Source organism: Arhodomonas sp. KWT2 (assembly GCF_041949875.1).
GTDB classification, from domain to species: Bacteria; Pseudomonadota; Gammaproteobacteria; order Nitrococcales; family Nitrococcaceae; genus Arhodomonas; species Arhodomonas aquaeolei.
In genome coordinates, this window is record NZ_JBHFPQ010000018.1 from 16973 (window position 1) to 33620 (window position 16648).

The 16648-nt window shown below is 72.0% G+C and carries 13 protein-coding genes; all 13 read right to left on the reverse strand.

The annotated features are described in order from the left end of the window. Positions 1–9: 9 nt before the first annotated feature. Positions 10–1278: a benzoate/H(+) symporter BenE family transporter gene (locus tag ACEZHJ_RS00740; protein WP_018719425.1), complete on the reverse strand. Its 1269-nt coding sequence runs from the start codon at positions 1276–1278 to the stop codon at positions 10–12. 50 nt (positions 1279–1328) lie between these two features. Further along, a complete protein-coding gene (locus tag ACEZHJ_RS00745; RefSeq protein WP_375036131.1) occupies positions 1329–2132 on the reverse strand; it encodes an enoyl-CoA hydratase/isomerase family protein in 804 nt (267 codons plus the stop codon). Between the two features lie 28 nt (positions 2133–2160). Further along, on the reverse strand, positions 2161–3693 hold the full coding sequence (locus ACEZHJ_RS00750) for an AMP-binding protein (protein WP_375036132.1): 1533 nt from the start codon (positions 3691–3693) through the stop codon (positions 2161–2163). Continuing rightward, positions 3686–4207: a (2Fe-2S)-binding protein gene (locus ACEZHJ_RS00755; protein ID WP_018719428.1), complete on the reverse strand. Its 522-nt coding sequence runs from the start codon at positions 4205–4207 to the stop codon at positions 3686–3688. The genes ACEZHJ_RS00750 and ACEZHJ_RS00755 overlap by 8 nt, the downstream gene beginning before the upstream one ends. Beyond that, positions 4201–5019: a xanthine dehydrogenase family protein subunit M gene (locus ACEZHJ_RS00760; protein WP_259202616.1), complete on the reverse strand. Its 819-nt coding sequence runs from the start codon at positions 5017–5019 to the stop codon at positions 4201–4203. Before ACEZHJ_RS00760 ends, ACEZHJ_RS00755 begins: the two co-directional genes overlap by 7 nt. Continuing rightward, positions 5016–8012 (reverse strand): molybdopterin cofactor-binding domain-containing protein, encoded by a 2997-nt coding sequence (locus tag ACEZHJ_RS00765; RefSeq protein ID WP_375036133.1) that lies wholly within the window; start codon positions 8010–8012, stop codon positions 5016–5018. The genes ACEZHJ_RS00760 and ACEZHJ_RS00765 overlap by 4 nt, the downstream gene beginning before the upstream one ends. 190 nt (positions 8013–8202) lie before the next feature. Beyond that, positions 8203–10113, reverse strand: coding sequence for a TRAP transporter permease (locus ACEZHJ_RS00770; protein WP_375036134.1), 1911 nt, complete (start codon positions 10111–10113; stop codon positions 8203–8205). 34 nt (positions 10114–10147) lie between these two features. Beyond that, the gene (locus ACEZHJ_RS00775; RefSeq protein WP_163140948.1) at positions 10148–11164 is read right to left on the reverse strand and encodes a TAXI family TRAP transporter solute-binding subunit; all 1017 of its coding nucleotides are present in this window, start codon (positions 11162–11164) and stop codon (positions 10148–10150) included. 44 nt (positions 11165–11208) lie between these two features. Then, a complete protein-coding gene (locus ACEZHJ_RS00780; RefSeq protein ID WP_163140945.1) occupies positions 11209–11997 on the reverse strand; it encodes a sterol desaturase family protein in 789 nt (262 codons plus the stop codon). A gap of 45 nt (positions 11998–12042) precedes the next feature. Then, positions 12043–12642 (reverse strand): UbiX family flavin prenyltransferase, encoded by a 600-nt coding sequence (locus ACEZHJ_RS00785; protein ID WP_163140942.1) that lies wholly within the window; start codon positions 12640–12642, stop codon positions 12043–12045. Beyond that, positions 12639–14033 carry a UbiD family decarboxylase gene (locus ACEZHJ_RS00790; protein ID WP_163140939.1) on the reverse strand — a complete coding sequence of 465 codons (1395 nt, stop codon included), beginning with the start codon at positions 14031–14033 and terminating at the stop codon, positions 12639–12641. Before ACEZHJ_RS00790 ends, ACEZHJ_RS00785 begins: the two co-directional genes overlap by 4 nt. Before the next feature lie 69 nt (positions 14034–14102). Beyond that, the gene (locus ACEZHJ_RS00795; RefSeq protein WP_163140936.1) at positions 14103–15581 is read right to left on the reverse strand and encodes an aldehyde dehydrogenase family protein; all 1479 of its coding nucleotides are present in this window, start codon (positions 15579–15581) and stop codon (positions 14103–14105) included. Positions 15582–15645: 64 nt separating this feature from the next. Further along, positions 15646–16404 (reverse strand): SDR family NAD(P)-dependent oxidoreductase, encoded by a 759-nt coding sequence (locus tag ACEZHJ_RS00800; protein WP_163140933.1) that lies wholly within the window; start codon positions 16402–16404, stop codon positions 15646–15648. Between the last annotated feature and the right edge of the window lie 244 nt (positions 16405–16648).

The following is a 16648-nucleotide window of genomic DNA, read 5'->3' on the forward strand; positions in this document are numbered from 1 at the left end:
GGGAACGGCTCAGCCGGTCTGCGCCGACCGCGTCGCCGCGGCGGCGAAGAGCCGCCCTTCCAGGACCAGCGACACCACCACACCGAAGACCAGCGCCCAGAACGGCGCGCTGATGCCGAACAGGCTCGTGCTCGACATCGCCACCACCAGCGCCACGAAGGCCCCGATCTGGTGGCCCCGATCCCGGGAGAAGGCCTGCTGGAAGGCCGTGAGCAGCACGCTGATCATCGCCAGCCCGCCGACCGCCATGATCAGCGGCTTGGGCAGGGCGAGCACGAACGGCACTGCCGCGCCGGCCACCAGGCCGAAGCCACCGAAGAGCACGGCGTTCACCACCGTCGCCCCGTAGCGGCGCTCGGGGTCATCGCCGGCCTCGTCCGACGAGCAGATCGCGGTCATCGGCCCGGCGATGTTGGCGTTGTGGCCGCCGAGGATACCCGCGAGGATGCCGCCGATACCGCTGACCACCGTCATCGCGTTGATCGGCGGGCGGTAGCCCTCGGCCATGAGCACACCCGTGGCCTGGGCGTTCTCGGCACCGATCACCAGCAGCGACAGCGGCAGGGTGATCGCCAGGAAGCCATCCAGGGTGAAGGCCGGGGTGGTGAGCTCGGGGGCGGTGAACGCCAGCGGCACCTCCGCCGGGGACAGGCTGCCGGTGGCCAGCGCCGCGATCAGCCCCACCACCAGCGCCGCGAGCACCGGCGGGACGGCGCGCAGGAAGCGGTGCGTGAGCAGGAACGCCGCCACCGCCGCACCGGCGACCCAGGGCGCGTTGCCCACGGCGTCCACCGCGCCGGTGCCGAAGCGGATCAGCGCACCGGCGATCATGGCCATGACGATGGGCATCGGGATCCATCGCATCACCCGTCCTATCAGACCGCTGACGCCGAGCAACAGCACCAGGACACCGCTCATGATGAACGCGCCCACTGCCTCGTTGAAGCTCACCGTGGACAGCGCCCCCACGAGGATCGCCGCCCCCGGGATGGAGTACGCGCCGGTGATGGGCTGGCGGTAACGCAGCGCCATGAGCAGGCTGATCAGCCCGCCGAGCACGTAGATCGCGAACAGCCAGGCCACCGTCTGACCGCTGGTGAGGTTGCCGGACTCCGCGGCGTTGATCACGATCAGCGCCGGGCCGGAGCAGCCGAAGATCGCCGCCACCGTGCCGGCGCTGATGGACTTCAGCGTCAGCGCCCGCGGCAGCGCCGCGATCCCGGCGCGGAAGTCGCCCCGGACCGGCGCCCCGGTGGTGTCGGTATGATTGTCTGTCATGCTCCCCTCTCCCCGTTGAACGCGCCGGCGCGGGGCCGGCGCCTGTCGTCTCAGCAGCCGCGGAACTCCGGCGGACGCTTCTCGCCGAACGCCTCCACGCCCTCGCGGAAATCATCCGAGGTGCGCAGCCGGCTGTAGCAGTGGCCCTCCATCTCGATGGCCACGGCCAGGCTGGCGTTCTCGCCGTCGTTGAGCAGCCGCTTGGCGGTACGCTGCGCCAGCGGCGAGAAGCCGCGGAGCTCCTCGACCAGGGCGTCCGTCGCCGCCTCCAGCTCGCCGTCGGCGACGCAGTCCGCGACGATGCCCCAGTCGTGGGCGTCGGCACCGGTGATGCGCTTGGCGCGCATGACCATGTTCTTGGTGCGGGCGACGCCGATGAGCTTCTGCAGCCGTGCGGAGCCGCCGGAACCCGGGATCTGGCCGAGGCGCTGCTCCGGCAGGGCATAGCGGCAGGTCTCGCTGGCGATGCGGAAATCGCAGGCCAGCGACAGCTCGAAACCGACGCCGAAGCAGTAGCCGCGGTTGGCGGCGATCACCGGCTTGTTGCAGCGCTCCGGGGCGGCGACGTTCCAGGCGAGGTGGGAGACGTGCTCCGGGCTCGCCTCCAGGAAGCCCTTGATATCGCCGCCGCTGGAGAAGTGCTCGCCCTCGGCGCGCAGCACGATCACGCGCACGTCCGGGTGGGCGTCCAGGGCCTCGAACACGGCGCGGAGCTCGTCGCGCTGGGGCATGGAGATCACGTTCAGCGGCGGCCGGCCGAGGACGATGTCGCCCCGCTCGCGCCCTGCGTCGACATGGACCTGGAAGCCGTCGAACGGGCCTTCCAGGGTACGGTGTACGGTGTCTAGATCCATGATGTTTCCCTTGTGATGATTGCCGTGCTCAGCCCGCGCGCTCGACCTCGTAGCGCTGGGCCACGAGCTCGCGGCGCAGCACCTTGCCGACGGCGGACTTGGGGATCTCCTCGAGGAAGACGTAGCGGCGCGGGCGCTTGAAGTTCGCCAGTCCGGATTCCAGGCAGTGGGTGTTCAGCGTCGCCTCGTCCACGTCATCGCGGCGCTTGATGAAGGCGGTGACCACCGAGCCCCACTGCTCGTCCGGCAGCCCGGCGACCGCGACCTCCGCCACCGCCGGATGGGTGGAGAGCGCGTTCTCCACCTCCACGGGGCTGACGTTCTCGCCGCCGGTGATGATCAGGTCGTCCACGCGGCCGGTGACGAAAAGATCGCCTTCCTCGTCGAAATAGCCGGTATCGCCGGTGAAATACCAGCCATTTCGCAGGGCCTTCGCGTCCGCGTCCGGGCGGTTCCAGTAGCCCTCGAAGGACTCGTCGCCGGCGAGATCGGCGATGATCTCGCCCTCCTCGCCCGCCGGCGCCGCGCGCTCCGGGTCGTCGGTGTCGATGGGCACCACCCGGATGCGCTGGTTGAGCGCGGCCCGCCCGGAGGAGCCGGGCTTGCTCGCGGCCCGCTGGTCGATGGTGAAGGTGTAGATCTCGGAGCTGCCGTAGTGGTTGACGAACAGCTGCGGCCGGAACGCGGCCTCCACGCGCTGCATCAGCCCGGCGCTCATGGGCGCCCCGGCGAAGCCGATCTTCTCCACGCTGGCCACACGCTCCGGCGAGAAGCCCTCGTGCTCGAGGAGCATGTGATAGAGCGTGGGCACGAGGTACAGATTGGTGATGTCCTCGCGCTCGATGGCGTCCACGGTGGCCCCCGGGTCGAATCGCGGGATGCACACGAAGTGGCCGTCCACCAGGGCCATGGCGAGCAGCGAACGGACCCCCATGGTGTGGTAGAGCGGCATCACCCCGAGGGTGCACTCGCCCTGGCGGTAGAGGTTCTGGGCGACGTGGGCGAGCGCGGCGGCACGCTCGGCACGATGGCGCCGCGGCACCCCCTTGGGCCGGCTGGTGGTGCCGGAGGTGTAGAGCATCAGCGAGGTGTCCTCGGCGCCGGCGCGCAGCACCGTCGCCGGCGCCGGCGTGGCCGCCAGGGCCTCGAAGGTGCGCGCCTGCGGATCGTCGACCCCGGCCGTCACCACCCGCGGCAGCTCGCCGAGGCGGACGCAGTGACCCACAGCCTCCGCGGCGGAGTCGTCGTAGGCGATGGCGCTGACGTCCGCGTCGCGGATGCAGTAGTCGATCTCCTCCGGGGTGCTGCGCCAGTTGAGCGGCGTGACGATCACCCCGGCGCACTGGCAGGCCCAGTGCAGGGTCGCCATCTCCCAGCGGTTCTGCATCACCACCAGCAGCCGGTCGCCCTTGCCGACGCCGAGCCCGTCGAGCCCGTGGGCCACGGCCTGGATATACCCGAACCACTGCGCGTACGTCAGGCGCCGGGGTCCATCGCTGACCGCCACCGCGTCGGGACGGCGCTCCACCGTCGCGAGCAGGCTGCGTCCCAGGTCAAACATCGTCTCGCTCCTCCTGCCGTTGTTCGCGCCGCTGTGCGGCGACTTCGAGGACGGCGCGCACGATGCCCGTGTACCCGGTGCACCGGCACAGGTGCCCGGAGAGCATGTCGCGCACCTGCGCCTCGCTCGGATCGCGCTCGCGGCCGAGGAAATCGGCGCACGAGTTGAGAATGCCCGCGGTGCAGAACCCACACTGCAGCGCGTGATGACGCCGGAAGGCGGCCTGCAGGTCGGACAGCGGGCCGTCGTCGCCGGCAAGCCCCTCCACGGTGTCCACCCGCCGGCCGTCCGCCTGCACGGCGAGCATCAGGCACGCCCGGCTGGCCACGCCGTCCACGCGCACCGTGCATGCCCCGCAGACACCGTGCTCGCAGCCCACGTGGGTGCCGGTGGCCCCCAGCTCGTGGCGCAGGAAGTCGCTCAGCAGGGTGCGCGGACGGGCATTGCCGCTGCGCTCGCGGCCGTTGAGCGTCAGGGTGACGCGATGGCTGTCGTTCGCCTCGATCTTCAGCACGGCCGGGCCTCCGTGATCAGCTGTCGCCCCAGCTCGCGCACCAGCGTGCGCCGGTACGCGGCGGTGGCGTGGGCATCGTCCTCGGCCCCGAGGGCCCAGGCGAATTCGTTGAGGGCCTCGTCCAGGCCGTCACCGGCGGGCAGCGTGCGCACCACCGGCCGGTCGGCGACGCCGCCGACGCCGAGGTCCACCTGTTCGCCGCGAATCGCCGCGGCCAGGGCGACGATGGCGAAGTCGCCGTGGCGCATCGCGACCTCGGTGAAGCGGTACTGCGTCTGCGCCTGCGCCAGCGGGAAACGCACCTCCGTGACCAGCTCGCCGGGGGCGCGGTCGGTGGTGAGCACGCCCTGGAAGAACGACGCCGCCGGCACCACGCGGGGCCGGCCGCGCCGGCCCTCCAGCACCACCTCGCCACCCAGGGTCGCCAGGCACAGCGGCAGCTCGGCGCTGGGATCGGCATGGGCGACGGAGCCGCAGACGGTGCCGCGGTTACGGGTCTGGAAGTGCCCGACCCAGGGCAGGGCCTGCGCCACCAGCGGCACGCGCTCGGCGAGCCCCGGGTGGGCGGCGAGCTCCGCCTGGCGGGTGGCGGCGCCGACGCACAGGGCGCCGTCGCGCTCCTCGATGTAGTGGAGCTCGTCGATGCCGGTGATATCGATCACCAGCGCCGGCTCGGCCAGGCGCATGTTGAGCACCGCCATCAGGGACTGGCCGCCGGCGAGCACGCGGGCCTCGCCCTGCGCGCCGGCGAGCAGCTCGATCGCCTCGCGCCGGGTGGCCGGGCGGGCATAGTCGAACGCCGCGGGCTTCATGAACGCCCTCCCCCGCGGCCGACGAGGCCGCGCAGCCGGTCCGCCAGACGCCGCCACCACGACGGCTGGCCACCGCCGAGCTCCGCGGCGAGGCGGATGAAAATCTGGCCGATGATGACCCGCGCCGCCCCCTGGAGCATGCGCGCGCCCACGGCCGCGACCTTGCCGCCGACGGCGGCCTCGTAGTCGTAGTCGAGCCGGGTGCCGCCGTCGTCGAGGGCGGTGAGACGCACCCGCGCGCTGCCCTCGGCGGACCCCATGGCGCTCTCGCCCACGCCGCTCAGCCGCAGCGAGTGCGGCGGGTCGAGCTCGCTCAGGGTGATTCGCGCCTCGTAGCGGGCGCGGATCATGCCCACGCCCACGGTGACGTCGGCGCGGTAGGCGTTCTCGCCGGTGGCCTCGAGCTCGTGGCAGCCCGGGATGATCGCGGCGAGGGTCGCCGGCTCGAGCATGCGGTGGAACACGGTCTCCGGCGGCGCCGGCATGGTCACCGAGTCGCTGGCGCGCAGCCCCGAGCCCCCGCCCCTGGGCGCGGCGGCGGGCTCCAGGCCGGCCGGCGGCTCCGGTTCGTCGATGCCGATCATGCCGCGCACCCGCGCCGGGGTGAGCGGCAGCTCGATGTCCGCGCGGCCGAGGGCGTCCGCGACGGCGTTGGCGATGCACACGGGCGTGGACATGTTGTTGCCCTCGCCCACGCCCTTGGCGCCCAGCGGCGTGAACGGCGACGGCGTCTCCATGTGCAGGATCACCGGCTCCGGCACCTCCATGGAGGTGGGGATGAGGTAGTCCGCCAGAGTGCCGGCGAGGAAGCTGCCGTCGTCGCCGTAGGCGAACTCCTCCATCAGCGCCGCGCCCAGGCCCTGGGCGAAGCCGCCGCGGACCTGGCCGTCCACGAGCTGCGGATTGAGGATGCGCCCCGGGTCGTGGAGGGTGACGTAGCGGTCGATGCGCACTGCGCCGGTGACCGGGTCGATCTCCACGCCGCAGTAGTCGAACACGAAGCCGTAGCACAGCGAGCTGTTGATGTGGTCGCCCTCGTCCGGGGCGGCGAGCTCCGGCGGGGTCCAGAACGCGGTCTCGCGCAGCCCGCCCGGCTCGCCCTCCGGGAGCGTGCCGGGGGCCCAGTGCACCGCGCCGGCGACGCGGTGGAAGGACATCGAGGCGCTACCGTCATCGGCGCCGGCGTGCACGCGCCCGCCGGCGAAACGCACCGTCTCCGGGGCCACGCCCAGCGGCCCGGCCGCGATGCCGGCGAGGCGGTCACGCACCCGCGTGGCGGCCTTGTGCACGGCGCCGGCCACCGCGCCGGAGAAGCGGCTGGAATAGTTGCCCGAGGCGATGGACCAGGCGTCCTTCTGGGTGTCGAGCTCGACGTTCACCGTCACCGACTCGAAGGGCACGCCGAGCACGTCCGCCACCACCTGGGCGGCGACGGTGCGGTGCCCCTGTCCCTGGGGCGTGGAGGAGACGTGCACGCTCACGGCGCCGAGGGGATCGACGCTCACGGTGGCGGTGCTCACCGCGCCGTTCTTGGGCCCGGCCTTGCGCCGCTCCTCCGGGGTCATCACGGTGGTGATGTAGCCCATGTTGGATATCGAGGGCTCAACCGCCGCGCAGAAACCGATGCCGTAGTAGCGGCCCTCCCGCCGGGCGGCGTCCCGGCGCTCGCGCAGCTCCGCCAGCCCGCCGTCGCGCTCGGCCAGCTCCACCGCCGCCGGGTAGTCGCCGGAGTCGAGCAGCGAGCCCGCGGGGGCGCGGTACGGGAAGGCCTCCGGCGGCACCAGGTTGCGCCGGATCACCGTCAGCGGGTCGAGCCCCAGGGTCGCGGCGATGTGCTGCATCAGCCGCTCCAGGGCGTAGTAGACCTGGGGCCCGCCGAAGCCGCGGTTCAGCCCGGTGGGCGTCTTGTTGGTGAGCACCACGCGGTTGCGCACCGCGAGGTGGCGGATGTCGTAGGCACCGGTGAGGGTGCCGTGCATGCGGTAGAAGGTGGCCGGCTCGGGGGCGCGCAGGTAGGCGCCGCAGTCGTCGAGCTGGTCGTAGCGCAGTGCGGTGACGCGGCCCTCGGCGGTCACCGCCGCCTCGATGGTGGACACGCGGTTGGTCGCCGAGGAGGCGGCCTGGAGGTGCTCGAGGCGGTCCTCCACCCACTTCACCGGCGCCCCGGCCTTGCGGGCGGCCAGCGCCATGAGCACCACGTAGGGGAACACGCCCTGCTTGATGCCGAAGCTGCCGCCGGAGTCCGCGGGGGTGCGCAGGCGCAGCCGCGGGGCCGGCACCTGTAGCGCCCGGGCCATGACCGAGTGCAGCGCGAACGGGCCCTGGAAGTTGGCGCTGACATCGTAGGCGCCGGCGGCGACGTCATAGCTCGCGAGCACGACGTAGCACTCGATCGGGGTGCAGGAGTTGCGCGGGTAGCGCACCTTCAGGGAGACGTGATGGTCGGCGGCGGCGAAGGCGTCCTCGGGCTCGCCGTAGTGGAAGTGCCGCTCGCTGACGACGTTGCTGCCGACGCCCTCGTGGAGGACCGCTGCCTCCGGTGCGGCGGCGGCCTCCGCGTCCACCGCCGGGCTGAGGAGCCCGTAGTCGACGTCCACCAGCCCCAGGGCGTCCTCCGCGGCGTAGCGGTCCTCCGCGACCACCACCGCCACCGGCTCGCCCACGTAGCGCACCCGGTCCACGGCCAGGCACCAGTGCTCCATGGGCTCGCGCACGCCCACCGGGAACGGCGCCGCCCAGTTGCGGACGTCCTCGCCGGTGAGCACGGTGTGCACGCCGGAGACGGCAAGGGCGCGGGTGACATCCACGGAGCGGATGTCGGCGTGGGCGTGGGGCGAGCGCAGCACGGCCGCGTGCAGGGTCCCGGGCGGCACGGCGAGGTCATCGCCGTAGCGCCCGGCACCACGCAGCAGTGCGTCGTCCTCGACACGCTCGCGGGAGCGGCCGACCTCGCCCTGGGGCGCGGCGGCCGCCGGCTGTTCAAGTGCTTCCATCCCTCTCCTCCGGTGCCGTCACGGACTGTCTCGACGGCACACCCGGAGAGCGTACGGCGCCACCCCCGCCGGGGGCATTGCCGGCGGGCCTGCATATCTGCACCGGAGTCCGGACGTTTGCCCGAGAGTCTGAATCCGCGGGGTGCGGACGGCGGCAAGGCGGTGCCGGCCCCGCGGGGCCGGCACCGGTTCAGCCCCCGGCGGTATCCTCCGCCGCCGGGGGCGGTGACGGCAGCAGCCGCAAGGCCACGACCTGGGCCACCAGCAGGACCAGCCCGACGATCGCCGGCACCGTCGCGGGCAGCAGGCTCAGGACCGCCCCCACGCCGAGCACCAGCCGCTCCAGCGGCCGCAGCCGGCGGCCGAGCCAGCCCGGCAGCAGCACCGCGAACGCGGAACAGGCCAACGCCACGCGGGCCACGGCCCAGGCCGTGGCACCGGCGCCGTCCCACAGCACCAGTGCCGGGTGCAGGGCGAAGGCGAACGGAATCACCAGCCCGGGCAGCGCCAGGTAGAACGCCGCCCAGCCGGTCTCCCCGGGCTTCGACCCGGCCACCGTGGAGGCTGCGTACGCGGCCAGCGCCACCGGCGGCGTCACCATCGAAATAATGGAGACGTAGAACACGAACAGGTGCGCCACCAGCGGTGCCACGTCGAGCTGCACCAGCGCCGGCGCCACCAGCACCGCGGCCATGACGTAGGCCGAGGTCGTGGGCATGCCCGCCCCGAGCACCAGGCTGGCCAGCGCGGTGAGCCCGAGGGCGAGGTAGAGGTTGCCCTCGGAGAGGTGCACCACCAGCGCGGTGAACTTCGTCCCGAGCCCGGTGAAGGCGATCACCGCCACGATGATGCTGGCCACCGCACAGGGCAGTGCCACCGACAGCGCGCGCTCGCCGGTACGCACCAGCGCCTCCAGCAGCTCGATGGGCCGCTGGCGGGTGCTGCGGCGCAGCGACCCGACCACCACGGTGAGCGCGCAGGACTGCACCGCGGCGTCCGCCACCGAGAGCCCGGAGACGATCGCGGTAGCGAGCCACACCAGGGGCACGAGCAGGTGCCAGCGCGCCTTCAGCGCGCCGCGCCAGTCACCGAGCTCATCGGCCCCCAGGGGCCGGATGCCGTCCCGCCGGGCCCGGAAGTGCACCACCAGGAGAAGGCTCGCAAAGAACGCCAGCGCCGGCAGGATCGCCGCCAGGACCACGTCCTGGTAGGGGATCTGGAGGAAGTTCGCCATGATGAAGGCGCCCGCGCCCATGACCGGCGGCAGGATCTGTCCGCCGGTGGAGGCCACCGCCTCCACCCCGGCGGCGAACGTCGCCGGGTAGCCGACCCGGCGCATCAGCGGGATGGTGAAGATGCCGGTGCTCATCACGTTGGCGACGGCGCTGCCGGAGACGCTGCCGGTGAGCGCCGAGGCCACCACCGAGGCCTTGGCCGGGCCGCCGGTCTGGCGGCCGGTGACCCGCATCGCCAGGTCGATGATGAGCTGGCCTCCGCCGTAGGCGTCGAACACCGCGGCGAAGAGGATGAAGTAGAACACGATCTCCGCGGACACCGCGGTGGGGATGCCGAACAGTCCCCGCTCGGTGAGCAGCAGCAGCTCCACGAAGGTGTCGAAGCCGGAGATGTTGTGACCGATGATCCCGGGGATGTATGCCCCCAGCAGCTGGTAGGCGATGAAGCCCACGCCGAGGGCGAACATGCCCGCCCCGGCGCGCCGCCGCAGCGCCTCCAGCAGCAGCACTACCGCCAGGCAGGCGAAGATGCGGTCGCCAGTAAGGACCGGGTCGAGCTGGACGATGCGCTGGTAGATGCGCTCCAGCTCCAGGGCCAGGTAGACCGGCGGCGTCAGCGCGAGCGCGGCGAACGCCCGGTTGAGCCACAGCCGCCACGCGCGCCCGCCGTCCGGCGCGAGCAGGAACGCGAGCGAGGTCGCGAAGGCCACGTGGCCGGAGCGCCGGACCATCAGGTCCATGTCCGGCCACACGTAGATCGCGACCTGGAAGGCGGCCCAGGCGAGCGCCAGCAGCGCCGGCGGCGTGAGCAGGCGCCGCCAGCGCCCGGATTCGGGCGCGTGGCGGCCGTCGTCGTTGGCGGTCATGGGTCAGCTACCCCCGCGTCGGACCGGCGGTGGCTCACTCCAGCCACCCCTGCTCGCGATAGTAGCGCTTCGCCCCGGGGTGCAGCGGCATCCCCAGGTTCTCCGCCCGCCACGCATCGCTGGCGCAGTCGAAGTCGGCGAGCGCCTTGTGCCCCGCGCGGAAGGCGTCCTGGTTCTCGCACACGGTCTTCACGATGGTGTAGGCGAGCTCGTCGGACATCTCCTTCGAGACCACCAGGCTGGTGGTGGTGCCGGGCAGCCGCAGCGCCTGGTCCTGGCCGCGGAAGGCCCCGGGCTGGAGGGTGGCGGCCTGCCAGCCGTACTTCTCCTGCAGGGTGGCGAGCGTGTCGTCCTCCGGCTCCAGGAAGGTCACATCGGTGGTCTCCGCGATCTCCGTGATCGCCGGGTGCCCGCGGGTCATGACCTGGATGAACAGGTCCGTGCGCCCGGCGGGGAACGCGGACTTCACCGTGGAGAAGTCGGTGAAGGTGTAGCTGCCGCCGGCGTCGGCGACGGCGTCCTCGCCGGCACCGATCTCGCCGAGCACCTGCTCGCCGGCGTAGGAGCCGAAGCTGCCACGGCGCAGCAGCATGATCCGCTTCTCCGGCCCGAGCTCGTCGACATAGCCGCTCAGCGTGCCGGCGGCGTCCGGCCGGTTGGCGATCATGCCGAGGTAGTACTGGTCGAAGCCGCCCATGAGGGTGCGCAGGTCGCTCTGCGGGGCGTCGAACAGCTCCGAGCCCTCACGCGCCCAGCGGTTGACCACCGCGAAGCTCAGGCCGATGTCCGCCTTGCCGCGGGCGACCAGCAGCGGGTTGGCGGTGCCGCCGCCAAGCGGCGGCGTGTCGATCTGCGAGCCCTCGGGCAGGGCCTTGCGCAGCAGCTCGCCCAGGGTCACGCCATAGACGTACCAGCTCGAGCCCTGGCGGAACGAGGCGACCCGCAGCTGGACCGGATCCTTGAGCCCGGCGGCCGTGGCGGTGGTCGCCGCGGTGAACGACGAGGCCGCGATCAGCGCGGCCGCGGAGATGGCTGTCATCCAGCGTTTCATGGTGTGTCCCTCCGTCACAGTGTGATTCGCGTGCGGTCCGGATCTCAGGCCGTACCCCCGTCGGACTCGTCGTCACGGGGTGCCGACCAGGGCGCCTTGCCGCCGCGGTAGTTGTCGTACTTGGCGCGATCCGCGTCGCGCATGGCCTCGTCGCCCATGCCGTGGAACAGCGTCCCCCAGAGTCCTTTCTCCAGATCGCTGGTGCCGAACAGGGCGTCGCAGATGGGGAAGGTGAGATTGAAGTTGCGGTTCTGCATCAGCGCCGGGTGGTGATGGATCACGTGCATCCGGCGCACGGTGTTGACCAGCGGCAGCCGGTCGAGGAACGGGCTGTCCTCGATGTGCGAGAGGGTGTGCAGGCCCTCGTACATGAGGTAGTAGCCCGCCATGGTGATGACCGCGATATACGCGGCGTTCGCCGACCACAGCGCGTCGATCACCAGCGCCAGGGGCACCGCCGAGAGCACGAACATGACCGGCGCGAAAGGCGGGAACAGCAGCGCGCGCCAGTCGCGCTGACCGTGATAGCTCAGGTCGTCGTGGGTGAAGAAGCGGTGATGCGTCATCACGTGGCGCTTGTAGATCATCCGCAGCCCCTTCACCGGGCGGTGCAGGATGTAGCGGTGGGCGGCCCACTCGATATAGTTGCCGAACAGGAAGATCGGCACGACGATCAGCCACTCCCAGGCCGTCGCCGCCTCGATCTGCACGGCGCAATAGGCAATGACACCCACGGTGAAGACCAGGGTGAAGGCGAGATGCATTTCGCCGCGATACCACCACGGGGTATCGGCACGGAATGCCTCGCGGAACGTCATCTGTTTTTCGCTCATTTCCTCCCCTCCTCGTCGTTGTGTTGTGCCCGCGCGGCCCCGCTGCTAGGGAGGCGCGGACGTTTCCCCGCCCCAGCGGCGCACCCGGCCGGTATCGAGGCCGAACAGGTCCAGGGTCCGGCCGACGATGTGCTCGAGGATGTCGTCGATGGAGCGCGGCTCGTTGTAGAACGCCGGCACCGGCGGCACCACGATCCCGCCCATCTCGGTGACGGTGAGCATGTTGCGCAGGTGTACCGCGTGCAGCGGTGTCTCCCGGGCGAGCAGCACCAGCCGCTGGCGCTCCTTGAGCACGACGTCCGCCGCCCGGCTGAGCAGGTTGCCGGTCACGCCGGTGGCGATCTCGGCCAGGGTCTTCATCGAGCACGGGGCGACGATCATGCCCAGGGTGCGGAACGAGCCGCTGGAGATGGCAGCGCCCACGTCCTCCACCGGGTGGACGGTGTCGGCAAGGGCGTGCATCGCCGCCGGCTTGAGCCCGAGCTCGTGGTGCAGGGTCAGGTGTGCCGCCCGGCTCATCACCAGGTGGGTGTCCACCTCCAGGGCGCGAAGGCGCTCGAGCAGACGCATGCCGATGACCGTGCCCGAGGCACCGGTGACGCCGACGATCATGCGCGGGCGCTCCGCCGGCGTGCTCGTCCTCATCCGTCGAGCCTCCCGCGCAGCCAGTCCAGGCCGTCGGCGTCGATGTAGCTCTCCGGGTCGATGGTGTCCTCGTCCGGGATGCGGATGCGGGTGAACTCGAACGGCTCCGCCGCCAGCGGCACCGTGGCGTCCAGGCCCATCTTCGCGCTGACGCCGTGGCGCGCGGACGGGTCGAGCTTGGAGCCCTGGGCCTCGGGCACGACCACCAGGTCGCGGTCCGCCTGGAAACGGGTGGCGATGGCCCACTGCACCTCGTCCGGGTCGTGGATGTCGACGTCGCCGTCCACCACCACTACCTGCTTGATGTCGTAGTGGCCGGCAAACGCCCCCATGATCACGTTCTTCGCCTCACCCTCCTGGCGCTTGTCGAGCTGCACCACCAGGTGATAGCGGCAGACGCCGCCCACCGGCAGGTGCACGTCCACCACCCCGGGGAAGCTGCGGCGCAGGTGCGCGAGCAGGGTCGCCTCCCGCGGGATCGCGCCGAGCCACAGGTGCTCCAGGCCGCCGCCGACGATGGTGTGGAACAGCGGCTCGCGACGGTGGGTGAGCGCGTCGACCTCGATGACGTGGCGGTCGTCGCGGGGACCGTAGTACTGCGGGAACTCGCCGAACGGCCCCTCCGGCTCGCGGACCTGCGGCAGCAGGCGGCCCTCGATGACGATTTCGGCGTCCGCCGGCACGCGCACGTCGTTGGTCACGCACTTCACCGTCTCCAGCGGCTCACCGCGCAGCGCCCCGGCGATCTCCAGCTCGTCGTGGTCGATGGGCACGATGGCCTGGGACGCCAGCAGGGTCATGGGGTCGACACCCACCACCACGGCCACCTCCAGCGCGTCGCCGGCCTCCTCCGCCATCTGGTAGAAGGCGTGGGCGTGGCGGGGCAGGATCAGCACGCCGATGCGGTCCGGGCCGCTGATCTGGCAGCGGTTGATGGACACGTTCTGCACCCCGGTGCGCGGGTTGCGCGCAATCAGCAGACCGGCGGTGATGTAGGGGCCGCTGTCGTGCTCATTGTGGGTCGGCACCGGCAGCTGGCGGGTGAGGTCCACGTCGCGGTGGACCTCGGCCTGCACCGGCGCGTCGGTGACCTCGCGCCAGGGCAGCGGGGACGCCGCGGCGTCCTCGAAGCGCTGGAGCACGTCGGACTCCGTCACCCCCATGGCCTCGGCGATCCAGCCGCGGGAGGAGACCAGCCCGGAGATCACGGGGATGGGGTGGCCGTCCGGCGACGGGAAGACCGTCGCCCGCCGGCCGTCCAGGCGCTTGGCGATGGCGGCCAGGCGGTAGGTGAGCGGCACGCCGGGGCGCGCCACGCTCAGGCGGTCGGTGTCCGCGAGCCGCCGCAGCCAGTCGCGCAGGCCGGTTACGGGCCGGTTCTCGTCAGGCATGGTTGTCCTCCTCCAGGGGGGGCGCGGCTCACCGCGCCCGTCCAACGGGTCGTCGGGCCGGCGCGGCGGTCAGCGCTCGCGCCCGGGCAGCGGCGCGGGCTCGACGTGTCCCACGGTCTCGTGGATGTGCTTGGTCTCCAGGAACTCGGCCATGGCCTCGGCGCCGTGCAGCCGGCCCACACCGCTCTCGCCGAAGCCGCCGGTCTCCGCCTCGGCGAAGAGCTTGTTGTGATCGTTGATCCACACCGTGCCGCTGCGGATGCCACGGGCCACGCGGCGGCCCCGGGCGGCGTCGGCGGTCCACACGCTCGCGGCCAGGCCGAACGGCGTCGCGTTGGCGCGGGCCACGGCCTCCGACTCGTCGCTGAAGGTCTCGAGGTTGAGCACCGGACCGAAGAACTCCTCCTGGACCATGGGCGCGTCGAGGTCGCTCACCGCGATCAGGCTCGGCGTGAGGAAGGCCCCGTCGGCCAGGGGACCGTCGGGGATGCCGCCGCGCACGATGACCTCGCCGTAACGTCCGGCCGCCTCGACCACACCGGCGACGCGGTCGCGACTGGCATGGTCGATGAGCGGCCCCATCTGGCTCGCCTCGTCCATGCCCGGGCCCACCACCAGCGAGGTCATCGCCTCGGCCAGGGCCTCGCGCATCTGCGCGGCACGGCTCTCGTGGACGAGCACCCGGTCCGCGGCAGTGCACTGCTGCCCGGAGAGAATGGTCGCCGCGGCCGCCAGCCGGGGCGCGACGGCGTCGACGTCGACATCGTCGAACACCACGCACGGGGCCTTGCCGCCGAGCTCCAGGTTGAGACGCTTCATGGTGTCCGCGGAGGCGGCCATGATGCGCTTGCCCACCGCGCTGCTGCCGGTGAAGCTGATGACGTGCACCCGGGGCGAGGCCACCATCCGCTCGCCGGCGGCACTGCCGGTCCCGCAGAGCGAGTTCACCACGCCCGCAGGCAGGTCGGTTTGCTCGTAGAGCGGCGCCAGGAAGGCCGTCTGGAACAGCGAGGACTGGGGCGCGAGCTTGATCACGCTGGTGCAGCCCGCCGCCATCGCCGGTGCCAGCGAGCGCACCAGCAGGATGGCCGGCGCATTCCACGGCACGATGATGCCCGCCACGCCGGCGGGCTCGCGGGTCAGCAGGGAGAATTCGCCGGGCTCCACCTCGGTGACCCGGCCGAACACGGTGCGGGCCAGCCCGGCATAGAACCGCAGCTCCGAGATCGCACCGTTGATCTCCCCGCGCGAGGCGCGCAGCAACCGTCCGGTCTCGCGAGTGAGCAGCTCGGCGAGCGGCTCCCGCCGCTGCGTCAGGGCATCGGCGTAGTCGAGCAGCACCTGGGCGCGGCGCCGCGGGCTCGCCGCCCACTCGCCGTGAAAGAACGCCTGCCACGCGCTGTCGATCGCCGCGCCCGCCTCGGCGTCACCACCGTCGGCGAACCGCCCGATGGCCCGGCCGGTGGCCGGGTCCATGCTCTGCGCCTCGGCGCCGTCGCGCGACGGCGTCCAGGCGCCGTCGATCCAGTGGCGGGCTGTCTCTTCCATCGTTTCCTCCGTTACCACGGCAGCGCCGCGGCCATGTGGGTTCGTCACCGCCGCCGGGCGGTGTTCAGTTCATCGCCGAGCCGCCGTCGACCACCAGGGACTGGCCGGTCATGAAGGCGCAGTCCTCGCTGGCGAGGTAGATCAGCGGCCCGAGCAGGTCCTCGGGGAGCTGGTCGCGCTTGATCGAGCGGCTCGCGAGCACCGGCTGGGTGAGGGTGTCGCGGAGCTCCTCGTTCTCCATCACGCCCTCGCTCAGCACCAGGCCCGGCGAGAGCGTGTTCACGCAGATGCCGTCGGCACCGACCTCCCGGGCAAGGGCGCGGGTGAAGGCGATGGTCGCGCCCTTGGAGGTGACGTAGTGCAGCATCCCGGGGGTGCCCTTGTAGGGCGTGCCCGAGGCGATATTGATGATCCGGCCGTACTGGTTGCGCCGCATCACCGGCACCACGGCACGGGCGCACAGGAACGGGCCGCGGACGTTCACGGCCATGACCTTGTCCCACTCGGCGACGTCGATGTCCGTGAAGGGCTTGAGGTCGAGGGAGGCGTAGATGGCGGCGTTGTTGACCAGGATGTCGATGCGCCCGAAGCGCGCGTCGACACGCTCGATCATCTCCGTCACCGAGCGCTCGTCACCGACGTCGACGGTGAGCGCTAGCGCCTCGCCACCGGCCTGCTCGATCTCCGCGGCCACCCGGGCGCCGTCCAGGACGTCCACGACGGCGACGGCCGCGCCCTCCTCCGCGAGCGCACGGCAGTACGCCGCACCAATACCCTGGGCACCACCGGTGACGATGGCGACACGGCCCTGGAGTCTGTTCATGGGGTCATCTCCTCCCGATAAGGACTGGCTGGGGCCGGGGGGGGGGGGGGGGGGGGGGGGGGGGGGGCGGGGGCGGGGGGGGGTAGAAGAGTGGGTGTGGGGGGGTTTGTTGTGGTTGTGGCGCGGCCGGCGGCGGTTCTCCAACTTCTGGGCGGGGCCGGCGCGGCCGCCGCCCCGGGGGCCGGCCGGGCTGCCCCAGCCAGTCCTTATCGGGAGGAGATGACCCCATGAACAGACTCCAGGG

What these genes read in the sequence shown, in the direction of transcription:
- ACEZHJ_RS00740 (WP_018719425.1), bottom strand. Translation starts at nt 1,278, where the DNA reads ATGACAGACAATCATACCGACACCACCGGGGCGCCGGTCCGGGGCGAC.
- ACEZHJ_RS00745 (WP_375036131.1), bottom strand. Translation starts at nt 2,132, where the DNA reads ATGGATCTAGACACCGTACACCGTACCCTGGAAGGCCCGTTCGACGGC.
- ACEZHJ_RS00750 (WP_375036132.1), bottom strand. Translation starts at nt 3,693, where the DNA reads ATGTTTGACCTGGGACGCAGCCTGCTCGCGACGGTGGAGCGCCGTCCC.
- ACEZHJ_RS00760 (WP_259202616.1), bottom strand. Translation starts at nt 5,019, where the DNA reads ATGAAGCCCGCGGCGTTCGACTATGCCCGCCCGGCCACCCGGCGCGAG.
- ACEZHJ_RS00765 (WP_375036133.1), bottom strand. Translation starts at nt 8,012, where the DNA reads ATGGAAGCACTTGAACAGCCGGCGGCCGCCGCGCCCCAGGGCGAGGTC.
- ACEZHJ_RS00770 (WP_375036134.1), bottom strand. Translation starts at nt 10,113, where the DNA reads ATGACCGCCAACGACGACGGCCGCCACGCGCCCGAATCCGGGCGCTGG.
- ACEZHJ_RS00775 (WP_163140948.1), bottom strand. Translation starts at nt 11,164, where the DNA reads ATGAAACGCTGGATGACAGCCATCTCCGCGGCCGCGCTGATCGCGGCC.
- ACEZHJ_RS00780 (WP_163140945.1), bottom strand. Translation starts at nt 11,997, where the DNA reads ATGAGCGAAAAACAGATGACGTTCCGCGAGGCATTCCGTGCCGATACC.
- ACEZHJ_RS00785 (WP_163140942.1), bottom strand. Translation starts at nt 12,642, where the DNA reads ATGAGGACGAGCACGCCGGCGGAGCGCCCGCGCATGATCGTCGGCGTC.
- ACEZHJ_RS00790 (WP_163140939.1), bottom strand. Translation starts at nt 14,033, where the DNA reads ATGCCTGACGAGAACCGGCCCGTAACCGGCCTGCGCGACTGGCTGCGG.
- ACEZHJ_RS00795 (WP_163140936.1), bottom strand. Translation starts at nt 15,581, where the DNA reads ATGGAAGAGACAGCCCGCCACTGGATCGACGGCGCCTGGACGCCGTCG.
- ACEZHJ_RS00800 (WP_163140933.1), bottom strand. Translation starts at nt 16,404, where the DNA reads ATGAACAGACTCCAGGGCCGTGTCGCCATCGTCACCGGTGGTGCCCAG.